We start from the raw sequence: 17,672 nt of genomic DNA on the forward strand, positions 1-17,672 counted from the left end.
CTTATGATCATTATTCTTCAATTTCTTTTACTTTGACAAGGTGTGCAACTTTGTTAATCATCCCGCGGATCGCAGGATTATCGTTATGAATGACAGTTTGATGCATTTTCCGTAAACCTAACGTTTTAACGGTAATCCGTTGATCTTCCGGACGACCGATAACGCTGCGAGTGAGGGTAATCGCTAATTTTTTTGCCACTATATTTCCCTCCTTATCCTAACAGTTCCTCAACTGTTTTGCCGCGCAATCTCGCTACATCTTCAGCACGTTTTAATTGTTTTAATCCATCCACGGTAGCGCGCACCATGTTCACTGGCGTGTTTGAACCGATCGATTTGGAAAGAATATCGCTGATACCTGCTAACTCCAATACAGCACGTGCCGGACCACCAGCGATAACCCCTGTACCTTCGGATGCAGGTTTTAAAATGATTTTTCCGGCGCCAAAATGGCCGATCACTTCGTGAGGAATCGTTGTGCCAACGATCGGTACTTCAATTAAATTTTTCTTTGCATCTTCAATCGCTTTGCGAATCGCATCCGGAACTTCTTGTGCTTTACCTGTACCAAAACCAACATGACCGTTTTTATCGCCGACAACGACTAATGCGGAAAAGCGTAAACGACGTCCACCTTTTACTACTTTTGCAACACGGTTCACCGCTACTACGCGCTCTTCAAGTTCAAGTTTATTTGGATCGATACGACGCATCTTTGTCCCTCCTTTATGATTAAAATTCTAAGCCAGCTTCACGAGCGGCATCGGCAAGTGCTTTTACCCGTCCATGGTATAAGTATCCGCCGCGGTCAAACACCACTTTTTTAATGCCTTTTTCCAATGCCCGTTTTGCTACTAACTCACCGACTTTTTTAGCTGCTTCAATATTTCCAGTCGATTCCAAGTCAAATTCTTTATCTAGTGTCGAAGCACTGACAAGTGTCACAGCTTTCATATCATCAATAATTTGCGCATAAATGTGTTTGTTAGAACGGAACACATTTAAGCGTGGACGCTCGGCAGTTCCAAATATTTTTTTACGAACGCGTGCGTGTCTTCTTTTACGAACTGCGTTTCTATCAATTTTCGTGATCATTTATGTCACTCCTTTCATTTCGCTAAGCCGCGTTATTTACCAGTTTTCCCTTCTTTAAGACGTACAACTTCACCTTCGTAGCGAATGCCTTTACCTTTATACGGCTCAGGTGGACGCACCGCGCGAATGTTCGCGGCAAGCTCGCCAACACGTTGTTTATCCGCACCTTTTACAACGATTTTCGTTTGCGAAGGAACTTCAATTTCTAATCCTTCTTCCGGTTCAATTTCTACCGGATGAGAAAAACCGACGCTAAGGACAAGTTTTTTACCTTGTTTAGCCGCACGATATCCGACACCAACGAGCTCAAGCGCTTTTTCGTATCCTTTCGATACGCCTTCCACCATGTTTGCAAGCAAGCTGCGAGTCGTACCATGAAGCGCACGATGAAATTTCTCATCGCTCGGACGAGTAACTGTGATCATATTATCTTCTACTTTGATAGTCATATCTGGATGAAAAGTGCGAGTTAATTCTCCTTTTGGCCCTTTCACTGTAACGGTATTGCCGTTTACCGTTACTGTTACACCAGAAGGAATTTCAATTGGCTTTTTACCGACACGTGACATGTACAAACACCTCCATTCTTAACAAAATGAATTACCATACGTATGCGATTACTTCGCCGCCAGTTCCTTTTTGACGCGCTTCTTTATCCGTTAAAATGCCTTGCGATGTAGAAAGAATTGCAATTCCTAATCCGTTCAATACACGAGGCACTTCATGCGCTTTAACATAAACGCGCAAACCTGGTTTGCTAATGCGTTTTAAGCCAGTGATTACACGTTCATTATTTGGACCGTATTTTAAGAAAATACGAAGAATGCCTTGTTTGTTGTCTTCAATGTATTCGTAATCACGAATAAAACCTTCGCGTTTTAAAATTTCCGCGATTTCGCGTTTCATTTTCGAAGCCGGTACTTCAAGCTTCTCATGACGTACCATGTTCGCATTACGAATGCGAGTAAGCATATCTGCAATTGGATCTGTCATCACCATTATGTTTTACCTCCTTCCCAATTCGTGGGTTTATTACCAGCTTGCTTTTTTAATGCCTGGAAGTTGACCTTTATATGCTAGTTCACGGAAACAAATACGGCAAAGTTTAAATTTGCGATAAACCGAGTGCGGACGGCCGCAGCGTTCGCAACGGGTATACGCTCTTACTTTAAACTTTGGCGTACGTTTTTGTTTCGCAATCATTGATTTTTTAGCCACGATTTCGCCTCCCTTGCTTTACGGATGGGATTCATTATTTTTGGAATGGCATGCCGAGCAATGTTAAAAGTTCACGTGCTTCTTCGTCCGTGTTGGCTGTCGTAACAATGACGATATCCATGCCGCGCACTTTATTGACTTTATCATAGTCGATCTCAGGGAAAATTAATTGTTCTTTAATTCCTAGCGTGTAGTTGCCGCGACCATCAAACGATTTTTTCGATACACCTCGGAAGTCACGGACGCGTGGAAGCGATACGGAAATCAGTTTATCTAAAAATTCATACATACGTTCTCCGCGCAATGTTACTTTCGCACCGATCGGCATTCCTGCACGAAGACGGAAGCCAGCGATCGATTTTTTCGCGCGAGTCACAACCGGTCTTTGACCAGCGATTAATGTTAATTCTTCCACTGCGCTGTCAAGCGCTTTTGGATTTTGTACTGCATCGCCAACACCCATGTTAATGACGATTTTTTCAATTTTTGGGACTTGCATTATAGATTTGTAGTTAAACTTGCTCATAAGAGCAGGTACCACTTCTTTTACATATTTCTCTTTCAGGCGGTTCATAAGAGTACCTCCTTTCTGACATCACGATTATTTATCTAAAATCTCACCGGATTTTTTTGCATAACGTACTTTTTTGCCGTCAACAATCTTATAGCCAATGCGGGTTGGAGTTCCCGTTTTTGGATCTAAAGGCATTACTTTTGATACGTGAATTGGTGCCTCTTTTGTGATAATACCGCCTTGCGGGTTTGCTTGTGATGGTTTCGCATGTTTTTTGACGATATTGACACCTTCAACAATCACGCGGTTTTTCTTAGGAAATGCCGCTAGAATAACGCCTTGTTTCCCTTTATCTTTACCGGAGATTACTTGTACTTTATCACCTTTTTTTACATGCATTGCAGTTCGCACCTCCTTAAAAGGCTTTTCCTGTCCGTTAAATTACTTCTGGAGCTAAGGAAATGATTTTCATAAAGTCTTTATCGCGCAATTCACGAGCAACTGGCCCGAAAATACGCGTACCGCGCGGGCTTTTGTCATCGCGAATGATAACGCAAGCATTTTCGTCAAAGCGGATGTAAGAACCGTCAGAACGGCGAACACCGCGTTTTGTACGGACAACCACTGCTTTTACGACTTGACCTTTTTTAACAACGCCACCTGGTGTAGCATCCTTGACCGTTGCAACGACAACGTCGCCAATGTTTGCATAGCGGCGACCAGAGCCACCTAAAACTTTAATAACAAGCACTTCCCGTGCACCTGAGTTATCAGCCACTTTTAAACGAGATTCTTGTTGAATCATCGACGAAACCTCCTTTCGGAATTATATCACCGAACCAAACCTTGTAATGATTAAACGATAACTGCTTTTTCAACGATTTCCACTAAGCGGAAACGTTTTGTTGCCGAAAGCGGGCGGGTTTCCATAATTTTTACGATGTCGCCAACTTTTGCAATGTTATTTTCGTCATGCGCTTTATATTTTTTCGAATATTTCACGCGTTTGCCGTAAAGCGGATGCTTTTTGTATGTCTCAACAAGAACGGTAATCGTTTTATCCATTTTGTCGGATACAACGCGGCCTACGTATACTTTGCGTTGATTGCGTTCACTCATGTCGCAAACCTCCTCTCAAACGTTTATTTATTGGCAGCGATCTCTCTTTCACGGATGATCGTTTTCATGCGTGCGATATCTTTACGCACTTGGCGAATGCGTGCCGTGTTTTCCAATTGCCCTGTTGCCAATTGGAAGCGAAGGTTGAATAACTCTTCTTTTAATGCTTTAATTTTTTGTTCAATTTCGGCAGTGGTAAGTTCACGAATTTCCTTAGCTTTCATTTGCTTCACCACCAATTTCTTCGCGTTTTACGAATTTGCATTTAATCGGAAGTTTGTGAGAAGCAAGACGCAATGCTTCACGTGCCACTTCCTCTGAAACACCGCCAACTTCAAACATTACTTTACCTGGCTTAACAACCGCTACCCAACCTTCAGGAGCACCTTTACCGGAACCCATCCGCACTTCCAACGGTTTGGCTGTATATGGTTTAGAAGGGAAAATTTTAATCCAAACTTTACCGCCACGTCTCATATAACGAGTCATCGCACGACGAGCTGCCTCGATTTGGCGGTTGGTAATCCAAGCGGATTCCAACGCTTGCAATCCGTATTCACCGAAATGTACTTCCGTGCCGCCTTTTGCGCGACCTTTCATGCGTCCGCGATGTTCACGACGATATTTTACGCGTTTTGGCATTAACATAATTATTTTCCTCCTTCCTCAGTTTTCTTTTTTGTCGGAAGGACCTCTCCACGATAAATCCATACTTTTACGCCGATTTTTCCGTATGTTGTATCCGCTTCTGCCGTTCCGTAATCGATGTCAGCGCGAAGTGTATGGAGTGGAACAGTTCCTTCGCTGTAATGTTCCGAACGAGCGATATCAGCACCGCCGAGACGACCGGATACCATCGTTTTAATCCCTTTTGCACCTGCGCGCATTGCGCGTTGAATTGCTTGTTTTTGCGCACGACGGAAGGAAACGCGGTTTTCTAATTGGCGAGCAATGTTTTCCGCTACTAGTTTCGCATCTAAATCTGGTTTTTTGATTTCAACGATGTTAATGTGAACACGCTTGCCAGTTAATTGCGTTAACGCTTTGCGGAGCGCTTCTACCTCCGAACCGCCCTTACCGATGACCATGCCTGGTTTGGCCGTATGAATCGTAACATTAACACGGTTTGCCGCACGTTCGATTTCAATGCGAGATACCGCAGCATCTTGCAAACGTTTATTAATATACTCACGGATTTTTAGATCTTCATGTAAAAGGTCCGCATAATCTTTTTCAGCGTACCATCTAGAGTCCCAGTCACGAATAATGCCGATGCGGAGACCGACTGGATTCACCTTTTGACCCACTTATTATCCCTCCTTCTTTTCTGAAACAACGATGGTGATATGGCTTGTGCGTTTATTAATCGCGCTTGCACGTCCCATTGCGCGCGGGCGGAAACGTTTCAGCGTTGGACCTTCGTCCACATATGCTTCCGTAATAACCAGTTTGTTCACGTCCATGTCATAGTTATGTTCAGCGTTTGCTACCGCAGATTTTAACACTTTTTCAATAATCGGAGAAGCAGCTTTTGGCGTGTGGCGAAGAATGGCTACTGCCTCACCAACTTCTTTTCCTCGAATTAAATCAATCACTAAACGTGCTTTACGAGGAGCAATCCGGACTGTTCTTGCAACAGCTTTAGCTTGCATGTGTTTAACCTCCTCTCATTAACGTTTTGTTTTCTTATCGTCGCCAGCGTGGCCTCTGAACGTACGTGTTGGCGCGAACTCGCCAAGTTTGTGTCCGACCATGTCTTCCGTAATATAAACCGGTACATGTTTGCGTCCATCATATACGGCAATCGTATGACCAACAAATTGCGGGAAAATTGTCGAACGACGAGACCATGTTTTAATTACTTGTTTTTGTCCTGTCTCATTTAATTTTTCGATTTTTTTCATTAAATGCTCATCACAAAACGGACCTTTTTTTAAGCTGCGACCCATAAATGAACCTCCCTTCGTGATTGTGCTACGGTTCTTAAGAACCGTAGTTCAACCCCGTTATTTTTTACGACGGCGGATAATAAATTTATCCGATTTATTTTTCTTTTTACGAGTTTTAAATCCAAGTGTCGGTTTGCCCCAAGGAGTCATTGGCGATTTACGTCCGATTGGCGCTTTACCTTCACCACCACCGTGCGGGTGATCGACAGGGTTCATAACCGAACCACGAACTGTTGGGCGAATACCTAACCAACGAGCACGGCCTGCTTTACCGATGTTGACCAGTTCATGCTGTTCGTTACCTACTTCACCAACTGTTGCCCGGCAAGCACCTAAAATCATGCGTACTTCGCCAGATGCAAGACGAACAATGACATATTTTCCTTCTTTCCCAAGCACTTGTGCGGATGTGCCAGCTGCGCGAACTAACTGTCCGCCTCTTCCTGGTTTCAGCTCGATATTGTGCACAAGCGTACCAACTGGGATATTTTCAAGCGGCAATGCGTTGCCGACTTTGATGTCTGCATTTGGTCCAGACATAATTTCCATGCCTACTTTAAGGTTTTTCGGCGCAATAATATAACGTTTTTCACCGTCTGCATAATGAATTAATGCAATGTTTGCGGAACGGTTTGGATCGTACTCGATTGTAGCAACGCGGCCTGGAATTCCATCTTTGTCGCGTTTAAAATCAATGATACGGTATTGACGTTTATGACCGCCACCTTGATGGCGTACTGTAATTTTCCCTTGGTTGTTGCGACCCGCTTTTTTCTTTAATGGCGCGAGCAACGATTTTTCCGGCTGATCGGTTGTGATTTCTGAGAAATCAAGCACTGTCATGCCACGACGACCGTTGGATGTCGGTTTATATTTTTTAATCGCCATGTTGGTTTCCCTCCTTCGCTTTTAAACTTTATACTTCGAAGAGTTCGATCTCTTTGCTGTCTGGCGTTAGCGTTACAATCGCTTTGCGGCGACGGTTTGTATAACCGCTGTAACGGCCAACGCGTTTAAATTTCCCTTTATAGTTCATAATGTTGACTTTCGCTACTTTTACGCCAAAGATTTTTTCAACAGCATCTTTTACTTCGGTTTTATTGGCTTTTACATCTACCTCAAACGTGTATTTTTTTTGCGCTGTTAAATTCATGGTATTTTCCGTGATGATGGGGCGCTTAATAATATCGCGAGGATCTTTCATTATGCAAGCACCTCCTCTACTTTCTCCACGGCCGCTTTCGTGATTACAAGCTTATCATGGTTTAACACATCAAGAACGTTAATGCCGTTCGCTGTAACCACAGTAACGCCTGGAATATTGCGCGCAGATAGTGCAACATTTTCATTGACGTCATCTGTTACAATCAGCGCTTTGCGATCAACTGAGAGATTGTTTAAGATTTTTACCATTTCTTTTGTTTTTGGCGCTTCTAATGTTAAGCTGTCTAAAACAACAATGTTGTTTTCAAGAACTTTAGAAGATAATGCCGATTTAATTGCTAAGCGACGGACTTTTTTCGGCAGCTTATAGCTGTAGCTGCGCGGAACCGGGCCGAATACTGTACCACCACCACGCCATTGTGGAGCGCGAATCGAACCTTGACGAGCGCGACCTGTTCCTTTTTGGCGCCATGGTTTGCGGCCGCCGCCACTTACTTCCGAACGATTTTTTGTTTTATGCGTTCCTTGACGCAGCGAAGCGCGTTGCATAATGACCGCTTCGAATAACACATATTTATTTGGCTCAATACCAAAAACGGAATCGTTCAGTTCAATTTCACCGATTGTTTCTCCGTTCTGGTTATACAATGCTACTTTTGGCATTGGATAGTTCCTCCTTTCCTAGCAAAATGTTATTTTGCTTTCGCTTTTACTGCGCTTTTTACGATCACTAAACCTTTTCTTGGACCAGGTACGTTTCCTTTGATAAGAAGAAGGTTGCGTTCTGGATCCACTTTCACGATTTTCAAGTTTTGGATCGTTACACGTTGTCCACCCATGCGGCCTGGCAATTCTTTCGATTTAAATACGCGGTTTGGAGCAATCGCACCCATCGAACCAGGACGACGATGATAGCGAGAACCGTGTGCCATTGGTCCGCGCGATTGACCATGCCGTTTGATCGCGCCTTGGAATCCTTTCCCTTTTGAAATTCCAGTCACATCGACAATATCGCCTTCAGAAAAAATATCTACTTTGACTTCCTGACCAACTTCGTATTCATCGACATTTGCGCCGCGGATTTCGCGGATGAAGCGCTTAGGTGCAGTATTCGCTTTCGCAGCGTGGCCGATTTGCGGCTTATTGGCGCGTTTTTCGCTTAAATCCTCAAAACCTAATTGGATCGCCTCATAACCGTCCTTTTCAATCGTTTTCTTTTGCAATACCACGTTTGGAGTTGCTTCAATGACGGTTACAGGAATTAAATCGCCATTTTCTGCGAATACTTGCGTCATACCGATTTTTCTCCCTAAGATTCCTTTGGTCATTCGTCACACCTCCTGCTTAATTAAAGTTTAATTTCAATATCAACGCCAGATGGCAAATCAAGGCGCATTAATGAATCTACTGTTTGTGGAGTAGGGTTTACGATATCGATCAAGCGTTTATGTGTACGCATTTCGAATTGTTCACGAGAATCTTTGTACTTGTGAACAGCGCGTAAAATCGTATAAACAGTTCTTTCCGTTGGCAACGGAATCGGACCGGATACTTTTGCGCCGGAACGTTTTGCTGTTTCTACGATTTTCTCCGCAGATTGATCAAGAATTCGATGATCGTAAGCTTTTAAACGGATACGAATTTTTTCTTTTGCCATTGTTTTCCCTCCTTCTTCGCCTATTTTCAAAATAGACATTCTCCATGGAAATTTCCTGCACACTCGCCATGGCAAAGCGACCGGGTGTGTCAGCAACCTTCCACTTCATCGCAGTCAAAGACCAACATTTGATATTATACAGATATGTAAACGGGATTGCAAGCTATTTCTTCGTTTTTCTGCGCACTTCTTAATTATACATAGCTAAATGTCCATTTTCAACCTGTCGAAAAATTGCATAAAAAAACAAGCAGGTTTGCATAAGGCAAACCTGCTTGTTTTTCTGCCACAGAAGCGCAAGTATATTACTCAATGATTTCAGATACAGAACCTGCGCCTACTGTACGTCCACCTTCACGGATTGAGAATTTTGTACCTTCTTCGATCGCGATTGGCGCGATTAATTCTACTGTCATTTCAACGTTGTCGCCAGGCATAACCATTTCTACGCCTTCTGGAAGCGTGATGATGCCTGTTACGTCTGTTGTGCGGAAGTAGAATTGTGGACGATAGTTAGAGAAGAATGGAGTATGACGTCCACCTTCTTCTTTTGTTAAAACGTAAACTTGCGCTTTAAATTTTGTATGTGGTGTGATAGAGCCTGGTTTCGCAAGTACTTGACCGCGTTCTACTTCGTCACGGGAAATACCGCGAAGAAGCGCACCGATGTTGTCACCAGCTTCTGCTTGGTCAAGAAGTTTGCGGAACATTTCTACACCAGTAACTGTTGTAGATTTTGGCTCGTCAGAAAGACCAACGATTTCTACTGCGTCACCAACTTTTAGCGTACCGCGTTCTACACGGCCAGTTGCTACCGTACCACGACCAGTGATCGAGAATACGTCTTCAATTGGCATCATGAATGGTTTGTCAATTTCACGTTGTGGAGTTGGAATGTATTCGTCAACTGCATTCATCAATTCAACAATTTTTTCTTCCCATTGCGGATCGCCTTCAAGCGCTTTTAATGCAGAACCTTTGATAACAGGCACTTCATCGCCAGGGAAGTCATATTCAGATAATAGATCACGAACTTCCATTTCAACTAGTTCTAATAATTCTTCGTCGTCTACCATGTCGCATTTGTTCAAGAATACGACGATGTATGGTACACCTACTTGGCGAGAAAGAAGAATGTGTTCGCGAGTTTGTGGCATTGGACCGTCAGCTGCAGATACAACAAGGATCGCGCCGTCCATTTGCGCTGCACCTGTGATCATGTTTTTCACGTAGTCCGCGTGTCCAGGGCAGTCAACGTGTGCATAGTGGCGTTTGTCAGTTTCATACTCAACGTGTGCAGTAGAGATTGTGATACCGCGTTCACGTTCTTCTGGAGCTGCGTCGATTTGGTCATACGCTTTTGCTTCTGCTTTACCTTGTTTAGCGAGAACCGTTGTAATCGCAGCAGTTAACGTCGTTTTACCGTGGTCAACGTGGCCGATAGTACCAATGTTGACGTGTGGTTTCGTACGTTCGAATTTCGCTTTAGCCATGAGAAATATCCTCCTTAAAATTAGAATATAATTTTAATGGTTTATATAAATATAGGATGCCTGGGAACCAATACAGATTGTATTGATTCCCAAGTCTTACATAAGTATTTATAGCGAAACTATGCAGAGAAATCAATTATTCACCTTTATTTTTTTTGATGATTTCGTCTGCAATGTTTTTCGGAACTTCTTCATAGTGGTCAAATACCATCGTGAACGTTCCGCGTCCTTGTGTATTAGAACGCAACGAAGTAGCGTATCCAAACATTTCCGCAAGCGGAACCATCGCGCGGACGACTTGTGCATTACCGCGGGCTTCCATTCCTTCGACGCGTCCGCGGCGGGAAGTGATGTCGCCCATAATATCGCCAAGATATTCTTCTGGAATAATTACTTCGACTTTCATGATTGGCTCAAGCAACACAGGGTCACATTTAGTCGCAGCGTTTTTCAATGCTAAAGAAGCTGCGATTTTGAACGCCATTTCACTCGAGTCGACATCATGGTAAGAACCATCAAATAGTTTCGCTTTGATGTCGACCACTGGATATCCGGCAAGAACCCCGTTTTGCATTGCTTCTTCAAGACCCGCTTGGACTGCCGGTATATATTCTTTCGGAACAACCCCACCGACAATCGCGTTTTCGAATTCGAACCCTTTTCCGCGTTCGTTTGGCGAGAATTCAATCCAAACGTGACCGTATTGACCGCGACCACCGGATTGACGGATGAATTTCCCTTCCACTTGCGCCGATTTGCGGAATGTTTCGCGGTATGCAACTTGTGGAGCGCCAACATTCGCTTCCACTTTAAATTCACGGCGCATACGGTCAACGATGATGTCTAGGTGAAGCTCACCCATACCAGCAATGATCGTTTGGCCAGTTTCCGGATCTGTCCAAGCACGGAATGTTGGGTCTTCTTCTTGTAACTTTTGCAATGCTTGGCTCATTTTATCTTGGTCTGCTTTTGATTTTGGCTCAATGGCTACGTTAATAACTGGTTCAGGGAATTCCATTGATTCTAATACAACAAGGTTCTTTTCATCACATAGAGTATCGCCTGTTGTTGTATCTTTTAAACCTACAGCTGCCGCGATGTCACCGGCATATACTTTCGAAATTTCCTGACGGTGGTTCGCATGCATTTGTAGGAGACGACCGATACGTTCGCGTTTGCGTTTTGTCGAGTTCATGACATATGAACCAGAATCAAGCGTACCAGAGTACACGCGGAAGAACGTTAATTTACCAACATAAGGGTCTGTCATAATTTTAAATGCCAACGCTGCGAATGGAGCATCGTCTCTTGCTTCACGAACAACTTCTTCTTCCGTATCCGGTACAACCCCTTTGATTGGCGGAATATCAACTGGAGATGGCAAATAATCTACGACTCCATCTAACAGCAATTGAACACCTTTGTTTTTAAATGCGGAGCCGCAGAATACAGGGAAGAATTCTACGCTGATCGTTGCTTTGCGAATCGCTGCTTTCAATTCTTCTGTTGTAATTTCTTCCCCTTCTAAATATTTCATCATCAGTTCTTCATCTAATTCCGCAACTGCTTCAATAAGCTTGTTGTGGTATTCTTCCGCCATATCACGGTATTCTTCCGGAATTTCAATGCGTTCAATATTTTTGCCAAGTTCATCATGGTAATGGTACGCGCACATTTCGACAAGGTCAATAATGCCGGAGAATTGGTCTTCCGCACCGATTGGCAATTGCACTGGATGCGCGTTTGCTTGCAAGCGGTCATGAAGCGTTTTTACAGAATATAGGAAATCTGCGCCAATTTTGTCCATTTTGTTGACGAATACAATACGTGGAACCCCGTATGTAGTCGCTTGGCGCCAGACTGTTTCTGTTTGCGGTTCTACACCGGATTGCGCGTCAAGAACAGTAATCGCACCGTCAAGCACGCGAAGGGAACGCTCTACCTCTACCGTAAAGTCTACGTGCCCTGGCGTGTCGATAATATTGATGCGATGACCTTTCCATTGCGCTGTTGTCGCCGCAGACGTAATCGTAATCCCGCGCTCTTGCTCTTGTTCCATCCAGTCCATTGTGGCCGCGCCTTCATGGACTTCACCAATCTTATGAACGCGTCCTGTGTAGAACAAGATACGCTCTGTTGTTGTTGTCTTACCGGCGTCAATGTGCGCCATAATCCCAATGTTACGAGTGTTTTCCAAGGAGAACTCTCTTGCCATGGTGGTTATTTTCTCCTTCCTTCAAATAAGTATCATGTATAATAATCACGCTCATATAAAACAATTAAAACAATACAAAATCATAGGAATATAGGTATAGGCGGCAAGCTGATTTTGCCACCATCACCTATTTCCCTAATAAAGATCTTTAACTGATCATTACCAACGATAATGTGCAAACGCTTTGTTTGCTTCCGCCATTTTGTGCGTATCTTCGCGTTTTTTCACCGCTGCACCGGTGTTGTTGGCCGCATCCATAATTTCATTCGCAAGGCGCTCTTCCATCGTTTTTTCGCCGCGGAGACGAGCATATTGCACTAACCAGCGAAGCCCCAACGACACACGGCGATCCGGGCGAACCTCAACAGGAACTTGGTAGTTTGCCCCACCGACGCGGCGTGCGCGAACCTCCAAAACAGGCATAACATTTTTTAATGCTTGTTCAAATACTTCCATAGGATCTTTACCCGTACGTTCACGGATAATATCAAATGCCGTGTAAAGAATTTTTTGTGCTTTTGATTTTTTTCCGTCCACCATAATTTTATTGATTAGACGGGTTACTAGTTTCGAATTGTAAATTGGGTCTGGTAGTACGTCTCGTTTTGCAACTGGACCTCTACGTGGCATAGTTTTTCCTCCTTTCAGTAAAAAATCCGATTTACTTTATTATTTTTTCGATTCTTTTGGTTTTTTCGCACCGTATTTCGAACGCCCTTGCATGCGGTTTGCCACACCTGCTGTATCTAGGGCGCCACGAATGATGTGATAACGTACCCCTGGCAAGTCTTTTACACGTCCGCCACGAATTAATACGACGCTGTGTTCTTGTAAGTTATGGCCGATACCAGGGATGTAAGCTGTTACCTCGATACCGTTCGATAAACGAACACGCGCATATTTACGAAGCGCAGAGTTTGGCTTTTTCGGAGTCATCGTACCAACACGTGTACAAACACCGCGTTTTTGTGGTGAAGGAACGTTTGTTTGCACTTTTTTAAAGCTGTTGTATCCTTTATTTAACGCAGGAGATTTGGATTTTACTACTTTTTTCTCGCGCCCTTTACGGACTAATTGGTTAATTGTAGGCATGTTAAATTGTCCTCCTTTCACATATAAACTTAAGCCCACATATCCAGGTGGTTCATTATTTATACAAACAAGGTTTTTAAGATAAAAACCGAAATGGTTTTTACCGAAGAATCGCGACAGCAGCTGCTCCTACTTGAATTTTGCACGCTTTGCCAAGCTTTTTCATCGAATCTACTTTCGTAACGGGAACATTAGCCTCTTTTGCTGCTTCCATCACCTTATCAACAATGGATGGATCAGCATCTTCGGCAACGATGACTTCGAGCGCTTTTCCTTCTTTCAGAGCTCTTACTGTTTGTTTCGTTCCAACGACAATCTTTCCAGCCTGTAATACTTTTTCATAAGACATGTAACATATCCTCCAAAGTACCAGGTTTTTGGAACACCTTTGATATACTATCATTTTTGCAAGACATTGTCAACTATATTTTCAATCCATTTAATTTATTGCCAGCAAAGGAGGGTTCTCCTTTGCTGGCACCGAGAGATTTATTTGGATGTAACAGCATCGCTTTCCGTTTCTTTCTTCACTACCGGCTTGACTTTACGATAGCGAGCCATTCCTGTTCCGGCTGGAACAAGCTTACCGATAATGACGTTTTCTTTTAAGCCGAGCAATTCATCGCGTTTTCCTTTAATCGCCGCATCGGTCAACACGCGCGTTGTTTCTTGGAACGATGCAGCCGATAAGAACGAATCTGTTTCAAGCGATGCTTTTGTAATACCAAGCAGCACCGGACGTGCGGTCGCCGGGCGTTTTCCTTCCAGAAGCGCTTTTTCATTGACGTCTGTAAATTGATGCACATCCAGCAGCGTTCCTGGAAGCACATCCGTGTCCCCTGCATCAATGACACGCACTTTGCGCAGCATTTGCCGAACCATCACTTCAATATGTTTGTCGCTAATTTCTACCCCTTGCATCCGGTATACTTTCTGTACTTCACGCAGCAAGTATTCTTGAACCGATGTAATGTCGCGGACTCTTAACAGCTGTTTTGGATCGATCGAGCCTTCGGTCAGCTCTTGACCTCTCTCTACTTGCTGCCCTTCTTCGACTTTTAGTCTTGCGTTGTAAGGGGCAACATATGAACGCGTTTCAACCTCACCTTTGACAACAATTTCATATTGATGATCACGCGTTTCGCTAATGGAAACAACAACGCCGTCAATTTCCGAAATGACAGCTTGCCCTTTCGGATTCCGCGCTTCAAACAGCTCTTGTACCCGTGGCAAACCTTGGGTGATGTCGTCGCCGGCAACACCGCCTGTATGGAACGTACGCATCGTCAGCTGCGTACCAGGCTCCCCGATCGACTGGGCCGCGATAATACCGACCGCTTCGCCGACTTCGACATCGGCGCCTGTCGCCAAGTTGCGGCCATAGCATTTTTTACATACGCCATGCCGCGTATTGCATGTAAAGGCAGAGCGAATCCATACCTCTGTAATCCCCGCTTTAATGATCTCGTTCGCAATATCTTCGGTGATCATTTCATCTTTACGAACGAGTATTTCGCCTGTTTCCGGATGTTTCACCGTTTTTTGCGCATAGCGGCCGACAAGGCGCTCTTCTAATTTGACGATCACTTCTGTGCCGTCTGTTAACGCTCTTGCAAGAATACCGCGGTCTGTACCACAATCTTCTTCACGCACAATCACATCTTGCGCCACGTCGACAAGACGTCTTGTGAGATAACCAGAGTCCGCTGTTTTTAGAGCCGTATCCGCCAGTCCTTTGCGCGCCCCGTGCGTAGAAATAAAGTATTCCAATACCGTTAAACCTTCACGGAACGACGACTTGATCGGCAACTCAATAATGCGTCCTGCCGGGTTGGCCATGAGACCGCGCATTCCGGCAAGCTGCGTAAAGTTCGAAGCGTTACCGCGCGCTCCAGAATCACTCATCATAAAGATCGGGTTGCGTTTATCCAACGATTTCATTAGTCTGTCTTGAATTTTGTCTTTCGCCGCGCTCCAAATCGAAATGACACGTTCATAGCGCTCTTCATCGGTAATTAAACCGCGGCGGAACTGTTTCAATACGGTATCGACTTTCGCCTGCGCTTCGTCAAGAATTTCTTGTTTTTCCGGCAATACTACGATATCAGCGACGCCGATCGTAATGCCGGCTTTCGTCGAATATTGGAAACCTAAATCTTTCATGCGGTCAAGCATCTTCGACGTTTCCGTAATTTTAAACCGCTTGAATACTTCCGCGATAATTTGTCCAAGCACTTTTTTCTTAAACGGCGGCACAAGTTCGCGTTTGCGAATCTCTTCTTTCACATTTACGCCTTTATCAAGGAAATATTTATCCGGCGTCCGTCCCTCAATGTTTTCTGTTGTCGGCTCATTAATGTAAGGGAACGAGTTTGGCAAAATTTCGTTGAAAATCAATTTGCCAACGGTAGTGAGCAATAATTTGTTGTTTTGCTCTTCGGTGAACGTTTCGTTTTTCAATGAGCCGGCATGAACAGCGATGCGCGAATGTAAATGAACATATCCATTATGATAGGCAAGCAACGCCTCATCCGTATCTTTAAATACCATGCCTTCACCGATGGCCCCTTCGCGTTCCATCGTTAAATAATAGTTTCCTAAAACCATGTCTTGCGAAGGCGTAACAACTGGCTTTCCGTCTTTCGGGTTCAAAATATTTTGCGCAGCCAGCATGAGCAAGCGCGCTTCCGCCTGTGCTTCCGCCGAGAGCGGAACGTGAACCGCCATTTGGTCTCCGTCAAAGTCCGCGTTATACGCGGTACATACAAGCGGATGCAAGCGAATCGCGCGGCCTTCGACAAGCGTTGGTTCAAACGCTTGAATGCCTAAACGGTGAAGCGTCGGAGCACGGTTCAAAAGCACTGGATGCTCTTTAATGACATCTTCTAATACGTCCCATACTTCTGGATGCACGCGCTCAATTTTCCGTTTCGCGCTTTTAATATTATGCGCCAATCCGCGTTCCACCAGTTCTTTCATAACAAACGGCTTAAAGAGTTCGAGCGCCATTTCTTTTGGCAAGCCGCATTGATACATTTTTAAGTTTGGACCGACAACAATAACAGAACGGCCGGAATAGTCGACGCGCTTACCGAGCAAGTTTTGCCGGAAACGTCCTTGTTTCCCTTTTAACATATGGGACAATGATTTTAATGGGCGGTTGCCAGGTCCTGTTACCGGGCGGCCGCGGCGACCATTGTCAATCAGCGCATCAACGGCTTCTTGCAACATCCGTTTTTCGTTTTGCACGATAATATTTGGTGCACCAAGATCCAATAAACGTTTTAAGCGGTTATTTCGGTTAATTACGCGGCGGTACAAATCGTTCAAGTCCGATGTCGCAAAGCGTCCGCCGTCTAATTGCACCATTGGCCGCAATTCAGGCGGGATAACGGGCAGCACATCAAGCACCATCCAAGCAGGATCGTTGCCTGAGTTGCGGAACGCCTCTAGCACTTCCAAGCGCTTGATAATACGAGCACGACGCTGTCCTTGCGCCGTTTTCAGCTCTTCTTTTAACGTCGCTACTTCTTTATCTAAATCAATATCTTGGAGAAGCTTTTTAATGGCTTCCGCCCCCATGGAAGCTTGGAACGATTGCCCGTATTTTTCGCGATAGGCGCGATATTCTTTCTCGGAAAGCAACTGTTTTTTCTCTAAAGGTGTATCGCCTGGGTCCGTCACCACGTAGGAAGCGAAATAAATCACTTCCTCTAACGCACGCGGCGACATATCCAACACAAGCCCCATACGGCTTGGGATGCCTTTAAAATACCAAATATGTGAAACAGGAGCGGCTAGTTCAATATGACCCATCCGTTCACGGCGGACTTTCGAGCGAGTAACTTCGACACCGCAGCGGTCGCAGACAACACCTTTATAACGTACGCGCTTATATTTTCCGCAATGGCATTCCCAGTCTTTAGTCGGCCCGAAAATGCGCTCGCAAAACAATCCGTCTTTTTCCGGCTTCAATGTACGATAGTTAATCGTTTCCGGTTTTTTTACTTCACCATACGACCAGGAGCGGATTTTCTCCGGTGAAGCGAGCCCGATTTTCATGTACTCAAATTTATTTACATCTAGCAAGGGGTATACCTCCCTCTTTATCCATCGGTTTTGCCTCAATTGCTTGTTTGTTTGTTGGATAACACCT

General features: G+C 44.4%; 26 protein-coding genes. All 26 read right to left on the bottom strand.

Annotated elements, in window-relative coordinates:
- Nucleotides 1-10: 10 nt before the first annotated feature.
- The 26 genes from rpmD to rpoC all read right to left on the bottom strand — a co-directional run bounded on the left by rpmD (nucleotide 11) and on the right by rpoC (nucleotide 17,605).
- Nucleotides 11-199: a 50S ribosomal protein L30 gene (rpmD, locus tag BV455_RS08050; RefSeq protein WP_017434004.1), complete on the bottom strand. Its 189-nt coding sequence runs from the start codon at nucleotides 197-199 to the stop codon at nucleotides 11-13.
- A 13-nt stretch (nucleotides 200-212) separates the two neighbouring features.
- The gene (gene rpsE, locus BV455_RS08055; RefSeq protein WP_017434005.1) at nucleotides 213-713 is read right to left on the bottom strand and encodes a 30S ribosomal protein S5; all 501 of its coding nucleotides are present in this window, start codon (nucleotides 711-713) and stop codon (nucleotides 213-215) included.
- 19 nt (nucleotides 714-732) lie between these two features.
- Nucleotides 733-1,095, bottom strand: a complete 363-nt coding sequence (gene rplR, locus BV455_RS08060) for a 50S ribosomal protein L18 (RefSeq protein WP_017434006.1) — start codon at nucleotides 1,093-1,095, stop codon at nucleotides 733-735.
- Between the two features lie 32 nt (nucleotides 1,096-1,127).
- On the bottom strand, nucleotides 1,128-1,664 hold the full coding sequence (gene rplF, locus BV455_RS08065; protein ID WP_017434007.1) for a 50S ribosomal protein L6: 537 nt from the start codon (nucleotides 1,662-1,664) through the stop codon (nucleotides 1,128-1,130).
- Between the two features lie 31 nt (nucleotides 1,665-1,695).
- On the bottom strand, nucleotides 1,696-2,094 hold the full coding sequence (gene rpsH / locus BV455_RS08070; RefSeq protein WP_017434008.1) for a 30S ribosomal protein S8: 399 nt from the start codon (nucleotides 2,092-2,094) through the stop codon (nucleotides 1,696-1,698).
- A 33-nt stretch (nucleotides 2,095-2,127) separates the two neighbouring features.
- Nucleotides 2,128-2,313 carry a type Z 30S ribosomal protein S14 gene (locus BV455_RS08075; protein ID WP_003247599.1) on the bottom strand — a complete coding sequence of 62 codons (186 nt, stop codon included), beginning with the start codon at nucleotides 2,311-2,313 and terminating at the stop codon, nucleotides 2,128-2,130.
- A 34-nt stretch (nucleotides 2,314-2,347) separates the two neighbouring features.
- Nucleotides 2,348-2,887 (bottom strand): 50S ribosomal protein L5, encoded by a 540-nt coding sequence (rplE, locus tag BV455_RS08080; RefSeq protein ID WP_017434009.1) that lies wholly within the window; start codon nucleotides 2,885-2,887, stop codon nucleotides 2,348-2,350.
- Between the two features lie 27 nt (nucleotides 2,888-2,914).
- Nucleotides 2,915-3,226 carry a 50S ribosomal protein L24 gene (rplX, locus tag BV455_RS08085; RefSeq protein ID WP_017434010.1) on the bottom strand — a complete coding sequence of 104 codons (312 nt, stop codon included), beginning with the start codon at nucleotides 3,224-3,226 and terminating at the stop codon, nucleotides 2,915-2,917.
- A gap of 37 nt (nucleotides 3,227-3,263) precedes the next feature.
- A complete protein-coding gene (rplN, locus tag BV455_RS08090) occupies nucleotides 3,264-3,632 on the bottom strand; it encodes a 50S ribosomal protein L14 (protein ID WP_008881934.1) in 369 nt (122 codons plus the stop codon).
- 50 nt (nucleotides 3,633-3,682) lie between these two features.
- Complete coding sequence (rpsQ, locus tag BV455_RS08095; RefSeq protein ID WP_003247581.1) at nucleotides 3,683-3,946, bottom strand: 30S ribosomal protein S17; 264 nt, start codon at nucleotides 3,944-3,946, stop codon at nucleotides 3,683-3,685.
- A gap of 23 nt (nucleotides 3,947-3,969) precedes the next feature.
- Nucleotides 3,970-4,170, bottom strand: coding sequence for a 50S ribosomal protein L29 (rpmC, locus tag BV455_RS08100; protein ID WP_017434011.1), 201 nt, complete (start codon nucleotides 4,168-4,170; stop codon nucleotides 3,970-3,972).
- Nucleotides 4,160-4,594 (bottom strand): 50S ribosomal protein L16, encoded by a 435-nt coding sequence (rplP, locus tag BV455_RS08105; RefSeq protein ID WP_017434012.1) that lies wholly within the window; start codon nucleotides 4,592-4,594, stop codon nucleotides 4,160-4,162. Before rplP ends, rpmC begins: the two co-directional genes overlap by 11 nt.
- Before the next feature lie 2 nt (nucleotides 4,595-4,596).
- Complete coding sequence (rpsC, locus tag BV455_RS08110) at nucleotides 4,597-5,253, bottom strand: 30S ribosomal protein S3 (protein WP_017434013.1); 657 nt, start codon at nucleotides 5,251-5,253, stop codon at nucleotides 4,597-4,599.
- Nucleotides 5,254-5,256: 3 nt separating this feature from the next.
- Complete coding sequence (rplV, locus tag BV455_RS08115) at nucleotides 5,257-5,598, bottom strand: 50S ribosomal protein L22 (RefSeq protein ID WP_012748888.1); 342 nt, start codon at nucleotides 5,596-5,598, stop codon at nucleotides 5,257-5,259.
- Nucleotides 5,599-5,616: 18 nt separating this feature from the next.
- Complete coding sequence (gene rpsS / locus BV455_RS08120; protein ID WP_003247570.1) at nucleotides 5,617-5,895, bottom strand: 30S ribosomal protein S19; 279 nt, start codon at nucleotides 5,893-5,895, stop codon at nucleotides 5,617-5,619.
- A gap of 57 nt (nucleotides 5,896-5,952) precedes the next feature.
- On the bottom strand, nucleotides 5,953-6,783 hold the full coding sequence (gene rplB / locus BV455_RS08125) for a 50S ribosomal protein L2 (protein WP_017434014.1): 831 nt from the start codon (nucleotides 6,781-6,783) through the stop codon (nucleotides 5,953-5,955).
- 28 nt (nucleotides 6,784-6,811) lie between these two features.
- A complete protein-coding gene (gene rplW / locus BV455_RS08130) occupies nucleotides 6,812-7,099 on the bottom strand; it encodes a 50S ribosomal protein L23 (protein ID WP_017434015.1) in 288 nt (95 codons plus the stop codon).
- Entirely contained in the window at nucleotides 7,099-7,722 is a 624-nt protein-coding gene (gene rplD / locus BV455_RS08135) for a 50S ribosomal protein L4 (protein WP_017434016.1), read from the bottom strand. The genes rplW and rplD overlap by 1 nt, the downstream gene beginning before the upstream one ends.
- Before the next feature lie 29 nt (nucleotides 7,723-7,751).
- The gene (rplC, locus tag BV455_RS08140; protein WP_017434017.1) at nucleotides 7,752-8,387 is read right to left on the bottom strand and encodes a 50S ribosomal protein L3; all 636 of its coding nucleotides are present in this window, start codon (nucleotides 8,385-8,387) and stop codon (nucleotides 7,752-7,754) included.
- Nucleotides 8,388-8,407: 20 nt separating this feature from the next.
- Nucleotides 8,408-8,716, bottom strand: a complete 309-nt coding sequence (rpsJ, locus tag BV455_RS08145; protein WP_003247558.1) for a 30S ribosomal protein S10 — start codon at nucleotides 8,714-8,716, stop codon at nucleotides 8,408-8,410.
- A 305-nt stretch (nucleotides 8,717-9,021) separates the two neighbouring features.
- Complete coding sequence (gene tuf / locus BV455_RS08150; protein WP_017434018.1) at nucleotides 9,022-10,209, bottom strand: elongation factor Tu; 1,188 nt, start codon at nucleotides 10,207-10,209, stop codon at nucleotides 9,022-9,024.
- A gap of 136 nt (nucleotides 10,210-10,345) precedes the next feature.
- Nucleotides 10,346-12,424, bottom strand: coding sequence for an elongation factor G (gene fusA / locus BV455_RS08155; protein ID WP_017434019.1), 2,079 nt, complete (start codon nucleotides 12,422-12,424; stop codon nucleotides 10,346-10,348).
- A gap of 159 nt (nucleotides 12,425-12,583) precedes the next feature.
- On the bottom strand, nucleotides 12,584-13,054 hold the full coding sequence (gene rpsG / locus BV455_RS08160; RefSeq protein ID WP_017434021.1) for a 30S ribosomal protein S7: 471 nt from the start codon (nucleotides 13,052-13,054) through the stop codon (nucleotides 12,584-12,586).
- Nucleotides 13,055-13,093: 39 nt separating this feature from the next.
- Entirely contained in the window at nucleotides 13,094-13,516 is a 423-nt protein-coding gene (rpsL, locus tag BV455_RS08165) for a 30S ribosomal protein S12 (protein ID WP_017434022.1), read from the bottom strand.
- A gap of 100 nt (nucleotides 13,517-13,616) precedes the next feature.
- Entirely contained in the window at nucleotides 13,617-13,865 is a 249-nt protein-coding gene (locus BV455_RS08170) for a 50S ribosomal protein L7ae-like protein (RefSeq protein WP_017434023.1), read from the bottom strand.
- A gap of 140 nt (nucleotides 13,866-14,005) precedes the next feature.
- Nucleotides 14,006-17,605, bottom strand: a complete 3,600-nt coding sequence (rpoC, locus tag BV455_RS08175; RefSeq protein WP_017434024.1) for a DNA-directed RNA polymerase subunit beta' — start codon at nucleotides 17,603-17,605, stop codon at nucleotides 14,006-14,008.
- Between the last annotated feature and the right edge of the window lie 67 nt (nucleotides 17,606-17,672).

The organism is Parageobacillus caldoxylosilyticus, assembly GCF_019272935.1.
GTDB lineage: Bacteria > Bacillota > Bacilli > Bacillales > Anoxybacillaceae > Saccharococcus > Saccharococcus caldoxylosilyticus.